Origin of the sequence: Vagococcus fessus, assembly GCF_003987565.1 — a bacterium.
In the GTDB taxonomy this organism is placed as follows: Bacteria; Bacillota; Bacilli; order Lactobacillales; family Vagococcaceae; genus Vagococcus_D; species Vagococcus_D fessus.
In genome coordinates this window covers 96,354-111,852 of record NZ_NGJY01000004.1, presented here as the reverse complement: position 1 = coordinate 111,852, position 15,499 = coordinate 96,354, and the positions used below count along the sequence as shown (strand labels likewise).

Genomic DNA, 15,499 nt, shown 5'->3' with positions numbered 1-15,499 from the left:
CCTCCTTATGAAACGTTTATACCTCTTATTTTACACGATAGGTCGGTGAAAACACCTCAGACTAAAGACTGAGAGACCTCAACATAATCGGCTATCCTTAGAGTATCATTTTTTCTAATCTTAGGGAACTATCATCATTTTTAAATTCAAATTGAACTTATTTAAAACCATGCTATACTAAGCAATGAACTTATCGATGAAAGGAGCCTCGGGTGTTATGGCCAAACGGCGTTTTTTTTATGGGTATAAACGAGATTTTGCTCGATTTATTTCCGCTCATGTTTCAAGTATTCAAATGATAGTTATCTACTATCTTATATTGACCCTAGTTTCTTTCGTCTTACTCTCACTTCCTTTTTTTAGAAATCCTGGGGTGAGCACCACACTACTTGACGATATTTTTATGGCCGTTAGTACAGTTAGTGTAACTGGTTTAAGTACCTTCAATATTAATGAAGTCTTTAACCACAGAGGTGTCCTTTTACTAGAGCTACTTTTCCAAGTTGGTGGTCTAGGAATTATGATGGTCTCGACCTTCTTTTTAATAGTGTCGAGGCGTAAGATTTCTTTAAAACAAAGACAACTTATTATGGCTGACATGAATCAGCCTAAATTAAGTGGTATCGTTCGTCTTATTCGGACAACACTTGGTATTTTATTATGGCTTCAATTTATTTTTGGTATTATTTTTTCTATTCATTTTTATACTTCTAACCATCATACCGAGTTAAAAGAAGCAATCTTCTACGGCTTTTATCAGTCTATCTCCGCCGTCACAAACTCAGGTTTCGATGTCACAGGTGCGTCTATCACACCTTATGCAGATGATTATTTCTTCTTAATTAGCATCATTATATTAATCATTATTGGTGGAATTGGTTTTCCTGTTATTATGGAAATTAAAGAGTGGCTTTTCTTTAAAAAGAAAAAACATGGCTATCCTTTCCGTTTTTCTCTATTTAGTAAATTAGCGATAGGTTCCTTTTTAATTCTATTTATTTTCGGGAGCTTGTTTATTTACTTACTTGAACGAAAACACTTATTTGCTGATATGGGACCCACTCAGCAATTAATCAACTCTATGTTTTACTCGATGACCACTCGTAATGCGGGGCTTCAAATTCATGACTTAAACGCGTTCCAAACCCCAACACTTTTACTGTTTGCTACCCTTATGTTTATCGGCTGTAGCCCTAGTTCTGTTGGTGGTGGTATTCGGACAACTACTGTAGCGATTTTAGTTCTTTACATGTTCTCATTTATTAAGAGTGAGGAAAAAATTAGTATTTTTGGCCGTCGTATCTCAGAAGAAGACATCAAAAAATCAGTGGTCGTTTTCAACCTCTCGCTTTTGATGTGTTTCATTTCTGTATTGGTACTCTCAGCCACGGAAAATCATTCTCTTATTTCAATTATTGTTGAAGTAACCTCTGCTTTTGGAACAACTGGCCTTTCCATGGGGATTACAGATGATTTAACTACTGTTGGGAAGCTAATTATTGCTGGTCTTATGTTTATTGGACGTATCGGGATGCTTTATACCTTGATGCTATTTGTTCCAAAAGAAATGCAAGATAAAGGCTACGTTTACCCGACTGAAAAGATTATTATTGGATAACATCAAACCTATTCTCTTTAAAGAGGATAGGTTTTTATTAAGTAACGCAAAAAGAATTAAAAAAAAAGATAAATTGTGGTATGATAAGTTGGATTAAATTTAGTATCAGACATTGTAAGATGACTGATTACAGGAGGAATTAATATTATGACTATTAGAAGTCAATTTGCCATATTTGTTGGTAAATCTAGCCAATGGTTTTTAAAAACATTTACAAAAGGTGGCAGCAGCTATCCTGGAAAATTAGCATTAAAACTAGACCCTAAAGTTTTAGATACACTTGCTAAAGACTACGAGGTTATCGTGGTCACTGGAACAAACGGTAAGACCCTAACAACAGCTTTAACTGTTAACGTCTTACGTCAAGAGTATGATGAAGTCTTAACTAACCCAACAGGTGCTAATATGGCACAAGGGATTGTTTCAACATTCTTAGGGGCTAAAAAAGTAAAAGGTCAAAAGAAATTTGCAGTCTTAGAAATTGACGAGGCAAGTTTGAGCAAAGTAACACAGTACATCAAACCTGAGCTTTTCCTTTTTACTAATATTTTCCGTGATCAAATGGACCGCTACGGCGAAATCTATACGACCTATCAACTAATTGTAGATGGTGCTAATAATGCACCAGATGCTACTATTTTAGCTAATGGTGACTTACCTATTTTCAATTCAGTAGAAACTAAAAATCCTCGTGAATACTACGGGTTCAATCATGAAGAAGATAGAGAACAAATGGCACATCATAATACAGATGGTGTCCTTTGTCCAAATTGCCAACACATTTTACACTATAAAATGATTACGTATAGCAGTTTAGGAAAATATTACTGTCCACACTGTGACTTCAAACGTCCAGAATTAGACTACCAATTAACTGAATTAAAAAATATGACAAACACATCAGCTGAATTTGTTGTCGACGGCGAAGAATACAGTATCGAAGTCGGTGGTTTATACAATGTCTATAACGCACTTTCAGCGACTGCTGTTGCCCGTCACTATGGTTTATCTCCAGAAAAAATCCGTGCCGGTCTTTCTTATGACGAACGTGTCTTTGGGCGTCAAGAAATTATTAACGTTGGCGATAAAGAATGTACGTTAATTTTAGTTAAAAACCCTGTTGGGATCAACCAAGTTATCGATATGATTGACTTAGCACCACGTCCATTCTCACTTGTTAGCTTACTAAACTCTAACTACGCTGACGGTCTTGATATCAGCTGGATTTGGGATGGCAACTACGAAAAATTCTCAGAGATGGGCCTTCAAAAAGTCATCACTGGTGGGGAACGTCGTAAAGACATGACTCTACGTATGAAAGTTGCGGGTATCGATGACTCTATCATCACTGAATCAACAGATTTAACTAAAGTAATTGATGAAATCAAATCTGCTCCGACAGAAAAAGTATTTATTCTAGCAACGTATACTGCTGTCCTAGAATTACGTAAAGAATTAACAAATCAAGGTTACCTAAAAGGAGGAATGTAAGATGTCAGAAAAAACAATTCGCGCGTGTCACTTATACGGTAACCTTTTAAATACTTATGGTGATAACGGAAATATGTTAATGATGGAATATGTCGCTAAACAAAAAGGCGTCTCTTTCACTTCTGAGATTATTAGTATTTATGAAGAGTTTGACCCTGAAAAATATGACTTTGTCTTTTTCGGTGGTGGACAAGATTACGAGCAAACTATCGTATCTAAAGATATCCAAACTAAAAAAGAAGGCATTACTTCTTATATCGAAGATAACGGAGTGCTACTTGCTATCTGTGGTGGTTACCAAATGCTTGGTCACTACTACATCGGTGCTAACGGCACTAAAATTCAAGGGATTAGCGCTCTTGACCATTACACTCTAAGCCAAGATAATAATCGTTTTATCGGTGAAGTTAAAATTCATAACGATGAATTCAATGAAACTTATGTTGGATTTGAAAATCATAACGGTGTGACTTACTTAGGCGAAGGTGAAAAACCTCTAGGGACAGTTATTGAAGGCGATGGAAATAACGGGAAAGATAAAGGCGAAGGGGCTATTTATAAAAATACATTTTGTAGTTATCTTCACGGTCCAGTTCTAGCACGTAACGAGCATCTAGCTCATCGTTTAGTTGACCTCATCTTAGATAAAAAATATAATAATGCCTAAAAAAAAGAAGCCTAACGGCTTCTTTTTTTTACATTTCATTTGGATTTTGATTTTCTTCTTCTTCAAAGAAATCACGAGTAAACCCTTCACCGATAACACTTTGCGCATCATTAATAATGACAAAAGCTAGTGGATCAATCTCATTAATAATTTTTTGAATAGGCAGTAATTGTTGACGACTAATTACAATATATAATAATTTTTTTTCATTCTTTTTATAATACCCTGTTCCATTTAAAACAGTAATACCACGCTCTAATTTAGTACTGATTTCATGAGCAATCTCTTCATGTTTCTCTGAAATAATAGTGACGGTTTTCTTCGGATTAAACCCTTCTAAAATAAAGTCTAACACTTTAGTAGAAACAGTTAATGATACTAACGTAAACATTAAACTTGGAAATCCAATAACAAACACTGATGGAATAACCACAATTAAATCAAAGAATAATAACGCGTAACTTGTATTCCAACCTAAATATTTATTCATTAGTTTTGCTAAAATGGCACTACCTGCTGTTGTACCATTCCCACGCATAATCATTCCCATACCAATACCCATTAAAACACCTGCTGCTACTGCCACAATCATGACCTCATCTGATACAAAATGAATATGGTCTGTTAATTTAAGGAAAACAGATAGCATGATAATAGCATAACCCGTGTACCATATCGTTTTTTTATCTAAGAATTTATATCCAATCGCCATCAAGACTGCATTGAACAGAACATTGGTAAGTGCCGGTGAAATACCATTCGTATAGTATAAAATCATCGTTAACCCAGTTACGCCTCCTTCACCCAAGTTATTCGGTAAAGCAAACACGTTAACTGCTAACGCAAAAATTAAAGCCCCTAATGTAATCTTACAAATATTGATAATAAACGTTTTGTTCTTTTTCGACATTTGACTTCCCTCCTATAAAAAAATTCAAAAAAATAAGCGCCTAGTTCGCCCCTCTCTTCAAGATACTAGAACTCTTCTGTTTTTGCAAATATTTTATTAAAAAATAACCGCAATTTCTTTAATCTTTTTTTAATAAAACATAAAAGAGCGAAAACAGTGAGTTTTCGCTCTTTGTAGACTGAATTAAGCTAATTCATAATCGCCTTCTTCATCAAATTGGCTATTATATAGTTGCTCATAAAAACCACCTTGAGCAAGTAAGCTATCATGTGTCCCTTGTTCAATAATCTCTCCCTGATTCATAACTAATATTAAATCAGCCTCACGAATTGTAGAGAGACGATGAGCAATAACAAAACTTGTACGACCTTCCATTACTTTAGCCATAGCTTTTTGAATTAGAGCCTCTAAACGAGTATCTACAGAACTGGTCGCTTCATCTAAAATTAAAATCTTAGGATCTGAGATTACTGCACGAGCAATCGTAAGTAATTGCTTCTGACCAAGGGAAACATTTGATGCTTCTTCATCAATAACCATGTCATACCCTTCCGGCATCGTTTTAATAAAGTGATGAACATTAGCCGTCTTCGCCGCATCCACCACTTCATAATCAGTAGCATCTAATTTACCGAAACGAATATTTTCACTTATCGAATCATGATAAAGCCACGCATCTTGAAGTACCATTCCAAATAAAGATCTTACATCACTACGATTCATATTTTTTGTGTTAATACCATCTATTTCGATTGCACCTGAATCTACGTCATAGAAACGCATTAACAGATTTATCAAAGTTGTCTTACCTGCACCTGTTGGCCCAACAATCGCAACTGTCTGCCCAGGTTTTACTTCAAAACTTAAATCCTTAATCAACGGGCGTGATGGATCATAGCTGAACGCTACATTCTTGAAGGATACTTTTCCATCGATCGTTTCAGGTAACGTTACATCTACTTCATTTTCTATCGCTTCGACTTCATCAAGTATTTCAAAAATCCTTACTGTTGAAGCTGACGCACTTTGAAGAACTGTTGCTAATTGGGTGATTTGTCCCATAGGTTGATTGATTTGCCACACATATTGAATTAACGCTTGTAAATTTCCTAAAGTTAAGCTCCCTGCGATAACTAAGAAACACCCACTAATCGCAAGTACAATATAAACTAAATAGGCAGTCATTTGAACTAAGGGCATCATTAAACCTGAAATAAATGATGATTTAAAACCATAATCCGATAACGTATGGCTCACTTTTTTAAACCCATCTAAAGTCTCGTCTTCTCTACCGTAGAGTTTAATCACATTGAAGCCTGTCAAATGCTCTGTCACATACCCATTTAAATCCCCTAAAGCATTTTGTTGCCCTTGGAAATAATTTTGTGATTTTGACACTACAATTTTAGAAATCACCATTGATAACGGAATCATTAGTATGGCAACTAATGCCAACTTCACATTAATCACAAACATCATAACAACCGCCATTGTAATCCCTAAAATCGCTGTAATAATGGCGATAAAACTTTGTTGCATCGCATTACTTACCGCATCTACATCATTAGTAACGCGTGATAATACTTCACCTTGTTGATGAGTATCAAAATACGATACCGGTAAACGATTAATTTTCTCAGAAATATCTTTTCTTAAATCTCTCATACCCCGTTGAACCACTTGAGTCATTAAGTATGTTGCAAAGTATTGAGATAAACTATATAAAATAGAAATGGCCATTATGGCAATTAATGTTTTGACTATATACGGAAAATTTAAGGCTGTTCCTGCACTTAAATTAGCAGCAATTTCAGTTGTCGGTAAGCCCGTTACGACTGGATAAATGGCATTAAGAGCCACGGCAGTCAATGTTAATAACACTGCAAAACTAAACATTAAACGATACGGTTTTAAGTAGCTCCATAAACGTTTCAATGATTTTAACGACTCTCTCATGCTAATTCCTCCTTCGATAACTGAGATGAGGCAATATCATAATAGATATCACACGTTTTAAGTAACTCTCTATGAGTCCCCATTCCTACAACGTCACCTTCATTTAAGACAATAATCTTATCTGCTTGCATAATCGTACTAACACGCTGCGCGACAATTAGTACGGTTGACTCTGTTGTTTCTTTCTTCAAACGTTTGCGAAGTGTCGCATCGGTCTTGTAATCTAAAGCTGAAAAACTATCATCGAAAACATAAATAGCAGGTCGTCGAATGATTGCTCTCGCAATTGCCAGACGTTGTTTTTGTCCACCTGAAAAATTGCTCCCCCCTTCTGATAAAGGTTCATCTAATCCTAATTTCTTTTGGCTAATAAATTCAGTCCCTTGGGCGACATCAATCGCATAGGCGAAATCTTCTTCCGTTGCATCTGATTTACCAAAACGTAAATTATCACGAATTGTTCCTGTAAATAATAATGCTTTTTGTGGAATATACCCTATTTTTTCTCGTAATACTGATAGTTTATAATCTTTAACATTAACACCATCAATCAACACTTCCCCTTCAGATACATCATAGAATCTAGGAATTAATTGAATTAACGTCGACTTTCCACTCCCTGTACTACCGATAAAAGCAACAGTCTCACCAGGTCGTGCTTCAAAACTCACATTACGAATAACAGGACTCTCTGCAGCTCCTGGATAAGCGAAGGTTACATTCTTAAACTCAATCACACCATTAGTTTTCGTCGTGGTAACACCTTCTGGGTTTTCTTGAATACTACTCTTTGTGTCTAATACTTCTTGAATACGACCAGCAGATACGGCTGCTCTTGGATACATCATGAAAACAGAAGCAAATAACATAAATGAAAATAACGCATGGAACACGTACTCAATAAATGATAAAAGTTTCCCTAATTCTAATGAACCTAACTCTATTTGTTTGGCACCAAACCAGATAATAAGAACCATAATGATATTAAATAAGAAGTAAAAAGCAGGTTGAGCTGTTGCTACTAATTTAAATAACTTAGTCGAACTCTTTTCATAATTCTCATTTACCTTTTTAAAGCGTCCCTCTTCAAACTTCTCATTAACAAAGGCTCTTATAACGCGTAAACCAGATAAATTCTCACGTAAAATCATATTTAGTTTATCTAAATTGTGCTGTTGTTTTTTAGAAAGAGGTTCTGACAACTTAGCAAGCAAAATAACACCTGCTAATAAAAATGGAATCCCTAAAAAGACAAACATCGATAATGACACACTCTCTCGCATAATCATATATAAACTTGCCATAAACATCATTGGCGTCATAAATCCTAAACGTAGAAGCATTCCTAAAAACATCATCACTTGGTACGCATCATTCGTTGTGCGAGTTATCAAAGATGATACCCCCAGTTGATCATATTCGTGATGTGAAAAATGTTGCATTGATTCAAACATGTCATCACGCATCGACACAATAATTCGATTGTTCATCTTAGCTCCTATGAACGTCAACATGATATTCATCAGCACACCGATAATCGTAATCACAATCATCCATATTCCCATCGTTTTAACATAGTCCCAATCTTTATTTCTCACACCAACATCTATCATTTTAGCCAAAAGTGTTGGTAACCCTAATTCAATAATGATAAATCCAAATACACAGAAAAAATTTAATACGAGTAATTTTTTCTGCCGTATCGCATACTCCCACATCAATTTCATACGTTCAACCCATCCTTTATCTGTTCTTATTTTAGATACGATTTTATAACACTTTAATGAACTATCTTTTTGAAAAAACATCTGTTTTTTCTTATAGTATCAATATATCATATTTATTTAACGTATAACAAACCTCATCTGAGTTTATATCCTATCACAGAATTTAACTTCCTATACTTATGAACAGAAATATGATAAAATTATCTTAATTATAACGAACAGTTTGTTAATTCAATTAAGACATCACAAGACTTAGACAATAGAAACATCTGATGTTTCTAAACTAACCAAATCATTTCATCAGATTTAGTTAGTTTAATAATTCAAGAGGTGCTTGTCACCTCGCTTTAGTGTGGTCATTTTTGTTATAATATCGGATGCGATTATTACGACATTTTTTAAGTCGTTTAAAAAAATAAAAGAGTACCTTGAGGGTACATAAAGGAGAAAAATATATGATTTTTAAAGTTTATTATCAAGAAACAAAAGTAAGAAACCCAAAAAGAGAACAAACACAATCACTTTACGTTGAAGCTGATTGCGAAGTTAGCGCGCGCATGTTAGTTGAAGACAATACCCCATATAACATTGAATTAGTTCAACTACTTGAGGGAAATCACTTAGAATACGAAAAAGAAAACGCTGAGTTTACTTTAACGGAGTTCAAGTAACATGAAACCCAATATAAAAAACAATGAAACTGGTGTCTTTGGCATTGGTGGTTTGGGTGAAATTGGTAAAAATACATATGGGGTTCAGTTCCAAGATGAAATTATTATCGTAGATGCTGGGATTAAGTTTCCAGAAGACGATTTACTTGGGATTGACTATGTTATTCCAGACTACAGTTACATTGTTCAAAATCTTAATAAAGTAAAAGCACTAGTCATTACTCACGGCCACGAAGATCACATCGGTGGGATCCCTTTCTTGTTAAAACAAGCAAACCTACCAATCTACGCTGGTCCACTTGCTCTTGCTTTAATCAAAAACAAATTAGAAGAACACGGTTTACTACGTGATGCTGAACTTCACGAAATCAATGAAGATACTGTTATTAAGTTCCGTAAAACAACCATTAGTTTCTTCCGTACAACACATAGTATTCCTGATGCATTAGGTATTGTTGTGAAAACTCCATCTGGTAACATCGTATGTACTGGAGATTTCAAATTCGACTTTACACCAGTTGGCGAGCCACCAAACTTACAAAAAATGGCTAAAATTGGTAGCGAAGGCGTTTTATGTATGCTATCTGATAGTACCAATGCTGAAGTCCCTGGTTTTACTAAATCAGAGAAAACGATTGGTAAATCGATCGAACAGATTTTTGAAAAAATTGATGGACGGATTATATTCGCTACATTTGCCTCAAATATCTTTAGACTGCAACAAACAGCTATGGCTGCTGTTAAAACAGGACGTAAAGTCGCTGTCTTTGGTCGTAGTATGGAAAATGCCATCGTTAATGGTCAAAAATTAGGCTATATCAACGTACCAGATGATACATTTGTTGATGCAAGACAAATTAATAATATCCCTGCTAATGAAATGTTAATTTTATGTACAGGTTCTCAAGGTGAACCTATGGCTGCACTAAGCCGTATCGCCAACGGAACTCATCGTCAAATTGCAATTCAACCGGGTGATACTGTTGTCTTCTCTAGTTCTCCTATTCCAGGAAATACAACTAGTGTTAATCGTGTTATCAACCGTTTATCTGAAGCTGGCGCAGAAGTTATTCATGGTAAAGTTAATAACATCCATACTTCTGGTCATGGTGGTCAAGAAGAGCAAAAATTAATGTTAAGCTTAATGAAACCTAAATATTTCATGCCTGTCCATGGTGAGTATCGTATGCTTAAAATGCATACACAACTTGCTCAAGATACTGGCGTTGAAAAAGATAATTGTTTCATTCTTGAAAATGGAGATGTCTTAGCACTAACATCTGATAGTGCTCGTGTTGCTGGTCACTTCAATGCTGGCGATGTATACGTCGACGGTAATGGTATTGGTGATATCGGAAACATCGTCTTGAAAGATCGTCGTATTCTTTCAGAAGAAGGACTTGTCCTTGCTGTAACGACAGTTGATTATAAGAAAAAACAAATCTTAGCAGGTCCAGACATCTTGTCACGTGGCTTTATCTACATGCGTGAATCTGGTAGCCTTATTAACCAAGCACAACGTATCCTATCGCGTGCTATTAATAAAGCCTTACAAGATCCAAATTGTAATGAAGCGATGCTTAGAGACGTGATTACTAAAACACTAGAACCATTCTTAATCGAAAAAACAGAGCGTCACCCTATGATTATGCCAATGGTCTTAACTCAAGATAATTAATTTGGAAAGAGCAATCACTTATGTGTTTGCTCTTTTTTATATAAAAAAAGCTAACCCTATCACTAGAGTTAGCTTTTTAGTTTATTTATTTTCTACGTTTGACTTTACCTGTCCAATCGTTGTAGCCGCCTTTTAAGATGTAAACATTTGTATAACCATTTTTACGTAAGATATTTGCTGCTCGTACGCTTAATGATTTTCTTTGGTCGTATAAAAAGATTGGTAAATCATGTCTTAAAGAACCATGTAATTGTTTAAATGTTGAATATGAAATATTACGTGCACCCATAATATGTCCGGCATCAAATGCATCTTTCTCACGAACATCAATAATTTGTGCTTTACGCATTTTTTCTTTAAATTCTTCTTGATCAATCTCTGTTGCTGAACGTTTTGCCATCATTTTCATGTATAACCAATTGATTGCTACGCCTAAAAGAATAGCCGCTAATATAATATTTAATCCTACGATAAATCTCACTCTAATTCTTCCTTCCTTATCTTACCCTATTTAAATTTTAAAGCTAATGAACTGGCACCAATAACGCCTGCTTCATTACCTAATTGTGCTAACTTAACTCTCGTACTCTCATGAACTTGTGGGAATGTAAATTGATTGAAATACTCTTGTACTCGACTACGTAAAAATTCCCCTGCTGCTGATACGCCACCACCGATAACAATATCTGTAGGGTTTAACATATTTCCAATATTACCACATGCTAATCCTAAGTAGAATGATACTTTATCGACTACGATTAAAGCAAATTCATCACCTGATTCTGCTAATTCGAAGACGTCTTTACTCGAAACATCTTGACCATCATCAATCATAAATTTCAATTTAGAATCGCCAGAGTATTCTTCAGAAAGCGTACGTGCTAATTTTACAACACCTGTTGCACTGGCAACAGTTTCTAGGCAGCCTTTTTTACCACAAGTACACTCAAAGCCTTCTGGATCAACTGTAATATGCCCAATCTCACCTGCTGCTCCAACTGCACCATGTAAAAGATGACCTTCAGCGATTATACCGCCACCAACACCTGTACCTAGCGTAATAAAAGTAACATCAGAACTGTTTTCACCAGCACCTTGCCATCTTTCACCTAATGCTGCTACATTAGCATCATTATCTATTGCAAACGGAATCCCTAAAGCACTTTCAATTTGCTCTTTCACAGGTTGGAGTGTTTTCCAATTAAGGTTATATGCTCCAATAACTGTTCCATTTTCACGGTCTACAGTACCAGGTGTTCCCATACCAATTCCAATAAAATCTTCTTTTGTCATATCATACATAGCTAAACGGTGTTTAATTGATTCAATAATATCTGGAACGATTAAACTACCTTCTTCTGCTATATTTGTTGGGATGCTCCATTTTTGTTGAATTTCTCCTAACTCAGTTAAGATGGCAAACTTTGCAGTTGTCCCTCCTAAATCAATACCAATTAATTTACGACTCACAAACTCGTCCTCCTTTAATGTTATTGCTTCTTAAGTTCTAATTCATGTTCTCTTATTAAGACAACTTTTGCAGCGTGATACGTTTTTAAATCAATAACCTCTGCTTTATATAAACTGTCTAATTCTATCCCCATTACTTCGATATCCCATAGACGTTTTCCGACATAGATAACTGATCCAAACCCTTTTAATAATTGCTGAACATCATAAAGTGTTCTCATCGTACACATCCTTTATAATACCATTAAATATAAAAAAACACACATTTTTACTGTGATTTTTTCTTTTTCTATCCCTTGTGATTATACCTAAATAACAGCTACTTTTCCAACCTTAATTATAAATACTTTTCACTTATTTATCCTAACTAAAAAGACCTCTAAAATAGAGGCCCTTTCTTTAAACTGATAATTTTTGTTCACGTTCTACAAAGAATTTTATTAGTAGTGGTGACACTAATGTCGCAATAATAATCGCTACTACGATTGCAGAATAAATACTTCCCGTTACTAAACCTAACGTTTTACCCATTTGTACAATAATCAGTGCCATCTCTCCACGTGATACCATTCCCGCACCAACAATCCAAGCTTTATGGCGGTCAATTTTAGAGGTACGAGCACTAATGTATCCTCCAACAAGTTTTGAAACAATTGCTGCTACTGATAAAACTAAAATGAAGAGACCATGCTCTTTAAATGCTGAGAACTGTATATCTAATCCAATAGATACAAAGAATACTGGGATGAATAATGCATATCCTATTGTAACCACGCGTTTTTCAATCTGCTCTTTAGCTGGTTGACGAGATAACATCAGTCCCATAAAGAAAGCACCAATAACATCACTCATACCAAGCATTTCAGACATTACCGCAAATGCGAAACATAGAACAAGAGCAATAGCAGTTTCTGCTTCTGTTGCAATAATACGTTTACTAAATTTTAAAATCGGTTGAATAGCAAATTTAGCAACCAAGTACACCACTACGAAAAATAGTAATTTTTTACCTAATAAATCCCAAAAGAAAGCAGGACTTAAACTAAAGTTACCTTCCATATTTAATACTGTTGAGAAAATACTTACTAGTAAAACAACAACAATATCATCTACTACAGCCGCTCCTAAAATAACAGAACCTTCCTGTGAATCAAGTCGACGGTAATCACGTAAGACTTGAACAGAGATACTAACAGAGGTTGCACTAAATACAATCCCTAAGAATAATGAACTCATTAGTGATAGGTTAAAGAGCGAACCTACTACACCACACAACACTAGGGGTAAAAGAATTCCCATTATCGCAACAGACACTGAAGGTTTTAAATACTTTTTAAGTAAATCTAGATCACTTTCAAGACCTGCTAAGAACATCAATAATATAACACCAATCTGAGAAAACACATGAATCATATCTGATGGGTGAACTAATTGTAATACCGCAGGACCTACTAAAATCCCCACTAATAATTCCCCTATAACAGCAGGTACATTAATCAACTGGCATAAGTGTCCAGCCAATTTAGTTCCTAATAAAATAACAATCAAAGCAATCAATAATTCTTCTAACATCCTAACATTCCTTTCAATTTAGACAAAAAAATAGACAGCTCCACTTTCAAATTTTCTTCCCGCCCTTTGAAGAAAAAACCTTGAAAGCATAGCTGCCCAACCGTCTATTTAATTTATAATACTATTATGACACATATTTATTCTAATATCAAAGTTAACGATTATAAGTTTTCTATACTAAATATTGGCGGTAAACATAGTACAAACAGAACACTATCATAAAAATATAGACCATCCCTGCTCGTATTTTACGATGAATATCACTTGTTGTTTCTCCATTAGCAGTTCCTCTAATTTTAGGAACAGATACAATGAAACCTAATAAGAACCCTCCGATAACACCACCAATATGTCCCCACATATCAATTGTTGTGCTAAATAAATTAAAGAGTAAGTTAATAAAAATAAGTGTCCCCATCTGCTTAGCCATATAACGAATCGCTGAATTATAAGGATATACTCTTCCTAGAGCAACAAAATACCCAAATAATCCGAATAAAGCTGTACTAGCTCCAGCTGAGATACCTTGAGGGGTATTTAACGCAAAACTTAAAATATTTCCACTAAATCCTGCCAATAAATAAACAATTGCAAAGCGCCAATGTCCAATTAAGCCTTCTAATTGACTACCTAAGAAATATAGAGTCACTGAGTTCACTAATAAATGCATAACTCCTATATGAACAAACATCGGTGTTACTAAACGCCAATACTCACCAAAATACATTACTAAATTTTTATTTAATGCACCGTATTTAACTAGTATTTCAGAAGATTGAGAACCGCTAAACCCTAGCCCATTACGAAATCCTTCAAAAGTCATTGCTAGAAATACAAGTACTTGAATAGCTAAAAATAACCATACTATTATAGGTTGTGCTTTAAGTAGATTTAATTTTCTCTTTATTGTTTGTTCCATTCTACACCTCAATTACTTTTTCTGTTGTGATAATATAGTCTACTGGCTGATCAAACTTTTCCGGTGTCCAATCATCAGATAGTTGCTGTGGAAAAACAAGACTTGCTGTTATTCCCTTATAATTTGATAGATAGCGATCATAATAACCACCACCTTGTCCTATTCTATAACCTTCTCGATTAAATATTAGACCTGGAACAATCATTAAAGCTGTTTTAGAAAAACTCGAAATTGAATCACCGATTGGTTCTTTTATTCCAAATACGCCTTTTTCATATCGTGTATCGGGTGTAATTTGTATAAATGTCATCTGATTATTAGCTAAAACTTTGGGAACATAACATTTTTTTCCCGTTTTCCAAGCTTCTTCAATAATCGGTTTTGTATTAAATTCAAAAGGCAAACTCATTGTTATGGCTATCACTTCTGTTCCTTGCCATATTCTCGTCTCAAAAAGTTGACTTAAAATCTTACTCTCCAACTCAACTTTTTTCTTCGGATCATTTCTTAAATTTTTAAGGAGTTCTAATCCTCGTTTACGCATTTTATCCTTCACTATCTTCACCTCACTCCAGTACTTATATAGTATCATACTCTATGAAATTTAAACAAAAAAAACAACAGTAGCTTGCGCTATCTGTTGTTATTTTGTTTCACGGTGAAGCGTTACTTTACGCTCACGCGGACAATATTTTTTAACTTCTAAACGATCCGGGTTGTTACGTTTATTTTTGTTAGATAAATAGTTACGTTCTTTACATTCTGTACATTCTAAAGTGATATGAACACGCATGATATGACCTCCAAATAGTATAAGTAT

At 34.9% G+C, this 15,499-nt stretch carries 15 protein-coding genes and 1 other annotated feature; of the genes, 5 read left to right on the top strand and 10 right to left on the bottom strand.

Annotated features, from left to right (window positions below; translation table 11 throughout):
- The first annotated feature begins 217 nt into the window (after positions 1 to 217).
- The 3 genes from CBF31_RS09705 (at position 218) to CBF31_RS09695 (ending at position 3,776) form a co-directional block, all read left to right on the top strand.
- Positions 218 to 1,618 carry a TrkH family potassium uptake protein gene (locus CBF31_RS09705; protein ID WP_126832515.1) on the top strand — a complete coding sequence of 467 codons (1,401 nt, stop codon included), beginning with the start codon at positions 218 to 220 and terminating at the stop codon, positions 1,616 to 1,618.
- Between the two features lie 147 nt (positions 1,619 to 1,765).
- Positions 1,766 to 3,109 (top strand): Mur ligase family protein, encoded by a 1,344-nt coding sequence (locus CBF31_RS09700; RefSeq protein WP_126832513.1) that lies wholly within the window; start codon positions 1,766 to 1,768, stop codon positions 3,107 to 3,109.
- A gap of 1 nt (position 3,110) precedes the next feature.
- Positions 3,111 to 3,776, top strand: coding sequence for a type 1 glutamine amidotransferase (locus CBF31_RS09695; RefSeq protein ID WP_126832511.1), 666 nt, complete (start codon positions 3,111 to 3,113; stop codon positions 3,774 to 3,776).
- Between the two features lie 28 nt (positions 3,777 to 3,804).
- Here CBF31_RS09695 and CBF31_RS09690 read toward each other — a convergent pair whose 3' ends face one another.
- The 3 genes from CBF31_RS09690 to CBF31_RS09680 all read right to left on the bottom strand — a co-directional run bounded on the left by CBF31_RS09690 (position 3,805) and on the right by CBF31_RS09680 (position 8,369).
- Positions 3,805 to 4,686, bottom strand: coding sequence for a YitT family protein (locus CBF31_RS09690; RefSeq protein ID WP_126832509.1), 882 nt, complete (start codon positions 4,684 to 4,686; stop codon positions 3,805 to 3,807).
- Positions 4,687 to 4,869: 183 nt separating this feature from the next.
- Positions 4,870 to 6,642 (bottom strand): ABC transporter ATP-binding protein, encoded by a 1,773-nt coding sequence (locus CBF31_RS09685; RefSeq protein WP_126832507.1) that lies wholly within the window; start codon positions 6,640 to 6,642, stop codon positions 4,870 to 4,872.
- The gene (locus CBF31_RS09680) at positions 6,639 to 8,369 is read right to left on the bottom strand and encodes an ABC transporter ATP-binding protein (RefSeq protein WP_126832505.1); all 1,731 of its coding nucleotides are present in this window, start codon (positions 8,367 to 8,369) and stop codon (positions 6,639 to 6,641) included. Before CBF31_RS09680 ends, CBF31_RS09685 begins: the two co-directional genes overlap by 4 nt.
- Before the next feature lie 455 nt (positions 8,370 to 8,824).
- Between CBF31_RS09680 and CBF31_RS09675 the strand changes: the two genes are divergently transcribed.
- Both CBF31_RS09675 and rnjA read left to right on the top strand, forming a co-directional pair.
- Positions 8,825 to 9,040, top strand: coding sequence for a DNA-directed RNA polymerase subunit epsilon (locus CBF31_RS09675; RefSeq protein ID WP_126832503.1), 216 nt, complete (start codon positions 8,825 to 8,827; stop codon positions 9,038 to 9,040).
- Between the two features lies 1 nt (position 9,041).
- Positions 9,042 to 10,718, top strand: coding sequence for a ribonuclease J1 (rnjA, locus tag CBF31_RS09670; protein WP_126832501.1), 1,677 nt, complete (start codon positions 9,042 to 9,044; stop codon positions 10,716 to 10,718).
- An 85-nt stretch (positions 10,719 to 10,803) separates the two neighbouring features.
- Here the strand turns inward: rnjA and CBF31_RS09665 are convergent, their stop codons facing one another.
- From CBF31_RS09665 to rpmG, 7 genes are all read right to left on the bottom strand, one after another.
- The gene (locus CBF31_RS09665) at positions 10,804 to 11,199 is read right to left on the bottom strand and encodes a rhodanese-like domain-containing protein (RefSeq protein ID WP_170167939.1); all 396 of its coding nucleotides are present in this window, start codon (positions 11,197 to 11,199) and stop codon (positions 10,804 to 10,806) included.
- A 26-nt stretch (positions 11,200 to 11,225) separates the two neighbouring features.
- Positions 11,226 to 12,188, bottom strand: coding sequence for an ROK family glucokinase (locus CBF31_RS09660; protein ID WP_126832499.1), 963 nt, complete (start codon positions 12,186 to 12,188; stop codon positions 11,226 to 11,228).
- A gap of 20 nt (positions 12,189 to 12,208) precedes the next feature.
- Positions 12,209 to 12,409, bottom strand: a complete 201-nt coding sequence (locus tag CBF31_RS09655) for a YqgQ family protein (RefSeq protein ID WP_126832496.1) — start codon at positions 12,407 to 12,409, stop codon at positions 12,209 to 12,211.
- Between the two features lie 178 nt (positions 12,410 to 12,587).
- Positions 12,588 to 13,760, bottom strand: a complete 1,173-nt coding sequence (locus CBF31_RS09650; RefSeq protein ID WP_126832494.1) for a cation:proton antiporter — start codon at positions 13,758 to 13,760, stop codon at positions 12,588 to 12,590.
- Positions 13,761 to 13,813: 53 nt separating this feature from the next.
- Positions 13,814 to 13,862 (bottom strand) — a sequence feature (sodium ion sensor (DUF1646 type); this cis-regulatory element may regulate processes involved in with the transportation of sodium ions).
- Positions 13,863 to 13,932: 70 nt separating this feature from the next.
- Positions 13,933 to 14,679, bottom strand: a complete 747-nt coding sequence (locus CBF31_RS09645; RefSeq protein ID WP_126832492.1) for a rhomboid family intramembrane serine protease — start codon at positions 14,677 to 14,679, stop codon at positions 13,933 to 13,935.
- Between the two features lies 1 nt (position 14,680).
- Positions 14,681 to 15,235, bottom strand: coding sequence for a 5-formyltetrahydrofolate cyclo-ligase (locus tag CBF31_RS09640; RefSeq protein ID WP_170167938.1), 555 nt, complete (start codon positions 15,233 to 15,235; stop codon positions 14,681 to 14,683).
- Between the two features lie 87 nt (positions 15,236 to 15,322).
- Positions 15,323 to 15,472 (bottom strand): 50S ribosomal protein L33, encoded by a 150-nt coding sequence (gene rpmG, locus CBF31_RS09635; protein WP_023606847.1) that lies wholly within the window; start codon positions 15,470 to 15,472, stop codon positions 15,323 to 15,325.
- Between the last annotated feature and the right edge of the window lie 27 nt (positions 15,473 to 15,499).

Coding starts and splice junctions, on each gene's coding strand:
- CBF31_RS09705 (WP_126832515.1), top strand. CDS start 218: ATGGCCAAACGGCGTTTTTTTTATGGGTATAAACGAGATTTTGCTCGA.
- CBF31_RS09700 (WP_126832513.1), top strand. CDS start 1,766: ATGACTATTAGAAGTCAATTTGCCATATTTGTTGGTAAATCTAGCCAA.
- CBF31_RS09695 (WP_126832511.1), top strand. CDS start 3,111: ATGTCAGAAAAAACAATTCGCGCGTGTCACTTATACGGTAACCTTTTA.
- CBF31_RS09690 (WP_126832509.1), bottom strand. CDS start 4,686: ATGTCGAAAAAGAACAAAACGTTTATTATCAATATTTGTAAGATTACA.
- CBF31_RS09685 (WP_126832507.1), bottom strand. CDS start 6,642: ATGAGAGAGTCGTTAAAATCATTGAAACGTTTATGGAGCTACTTAAAA.
- CBF31_RS09680 (WP_126832505.1), bottom strand. CDS start 8,369: ATGAAATTGATGTGGGAGTATGCGATACGGCAGAAAAAATTACTCGTA.
- CBF31_RS09675 (WP_126832503.1), top strand. CDS start 8,825: ATGATTTTTAAAGTTTATTATCAAGAAACAAAAGTAAGAAACCCAAAA.
- rnjA (WP_126832501.1), top strand. CDS start 9,042: ATGAAACCCAATATAAAAAACAATGAAACTGGTGTCTTTGGCATTGGT.
- CBF31_RS09655 (WP_126832496.1), bottom strand. CDS start 12,409: ATGAGAACACTTTATGATGTTCAGCAATTATTAAAAGGGTTTGGATCA.
- CBF31_RS09650 (WP_126832494.1), bottom strand. CDS start 13,760: ATGTTAGAAGAATTATTGATTGCTTTGATTGTTATTTTATTAGGAACT.
- CBF31_RS09645 (WP_126832492.1), bottom strand. CDS start 14,679: ATGGAACAAACAATAAAGAGAAAATTAAATCTACTTAAAGCACAACCT.
- rpmG (WP_023606847.1), bottom strand. CDS start 15,472: ATGCGTGTTCATATCACTTTAGAATGTACAGAATGTAAAGAACGTAAC.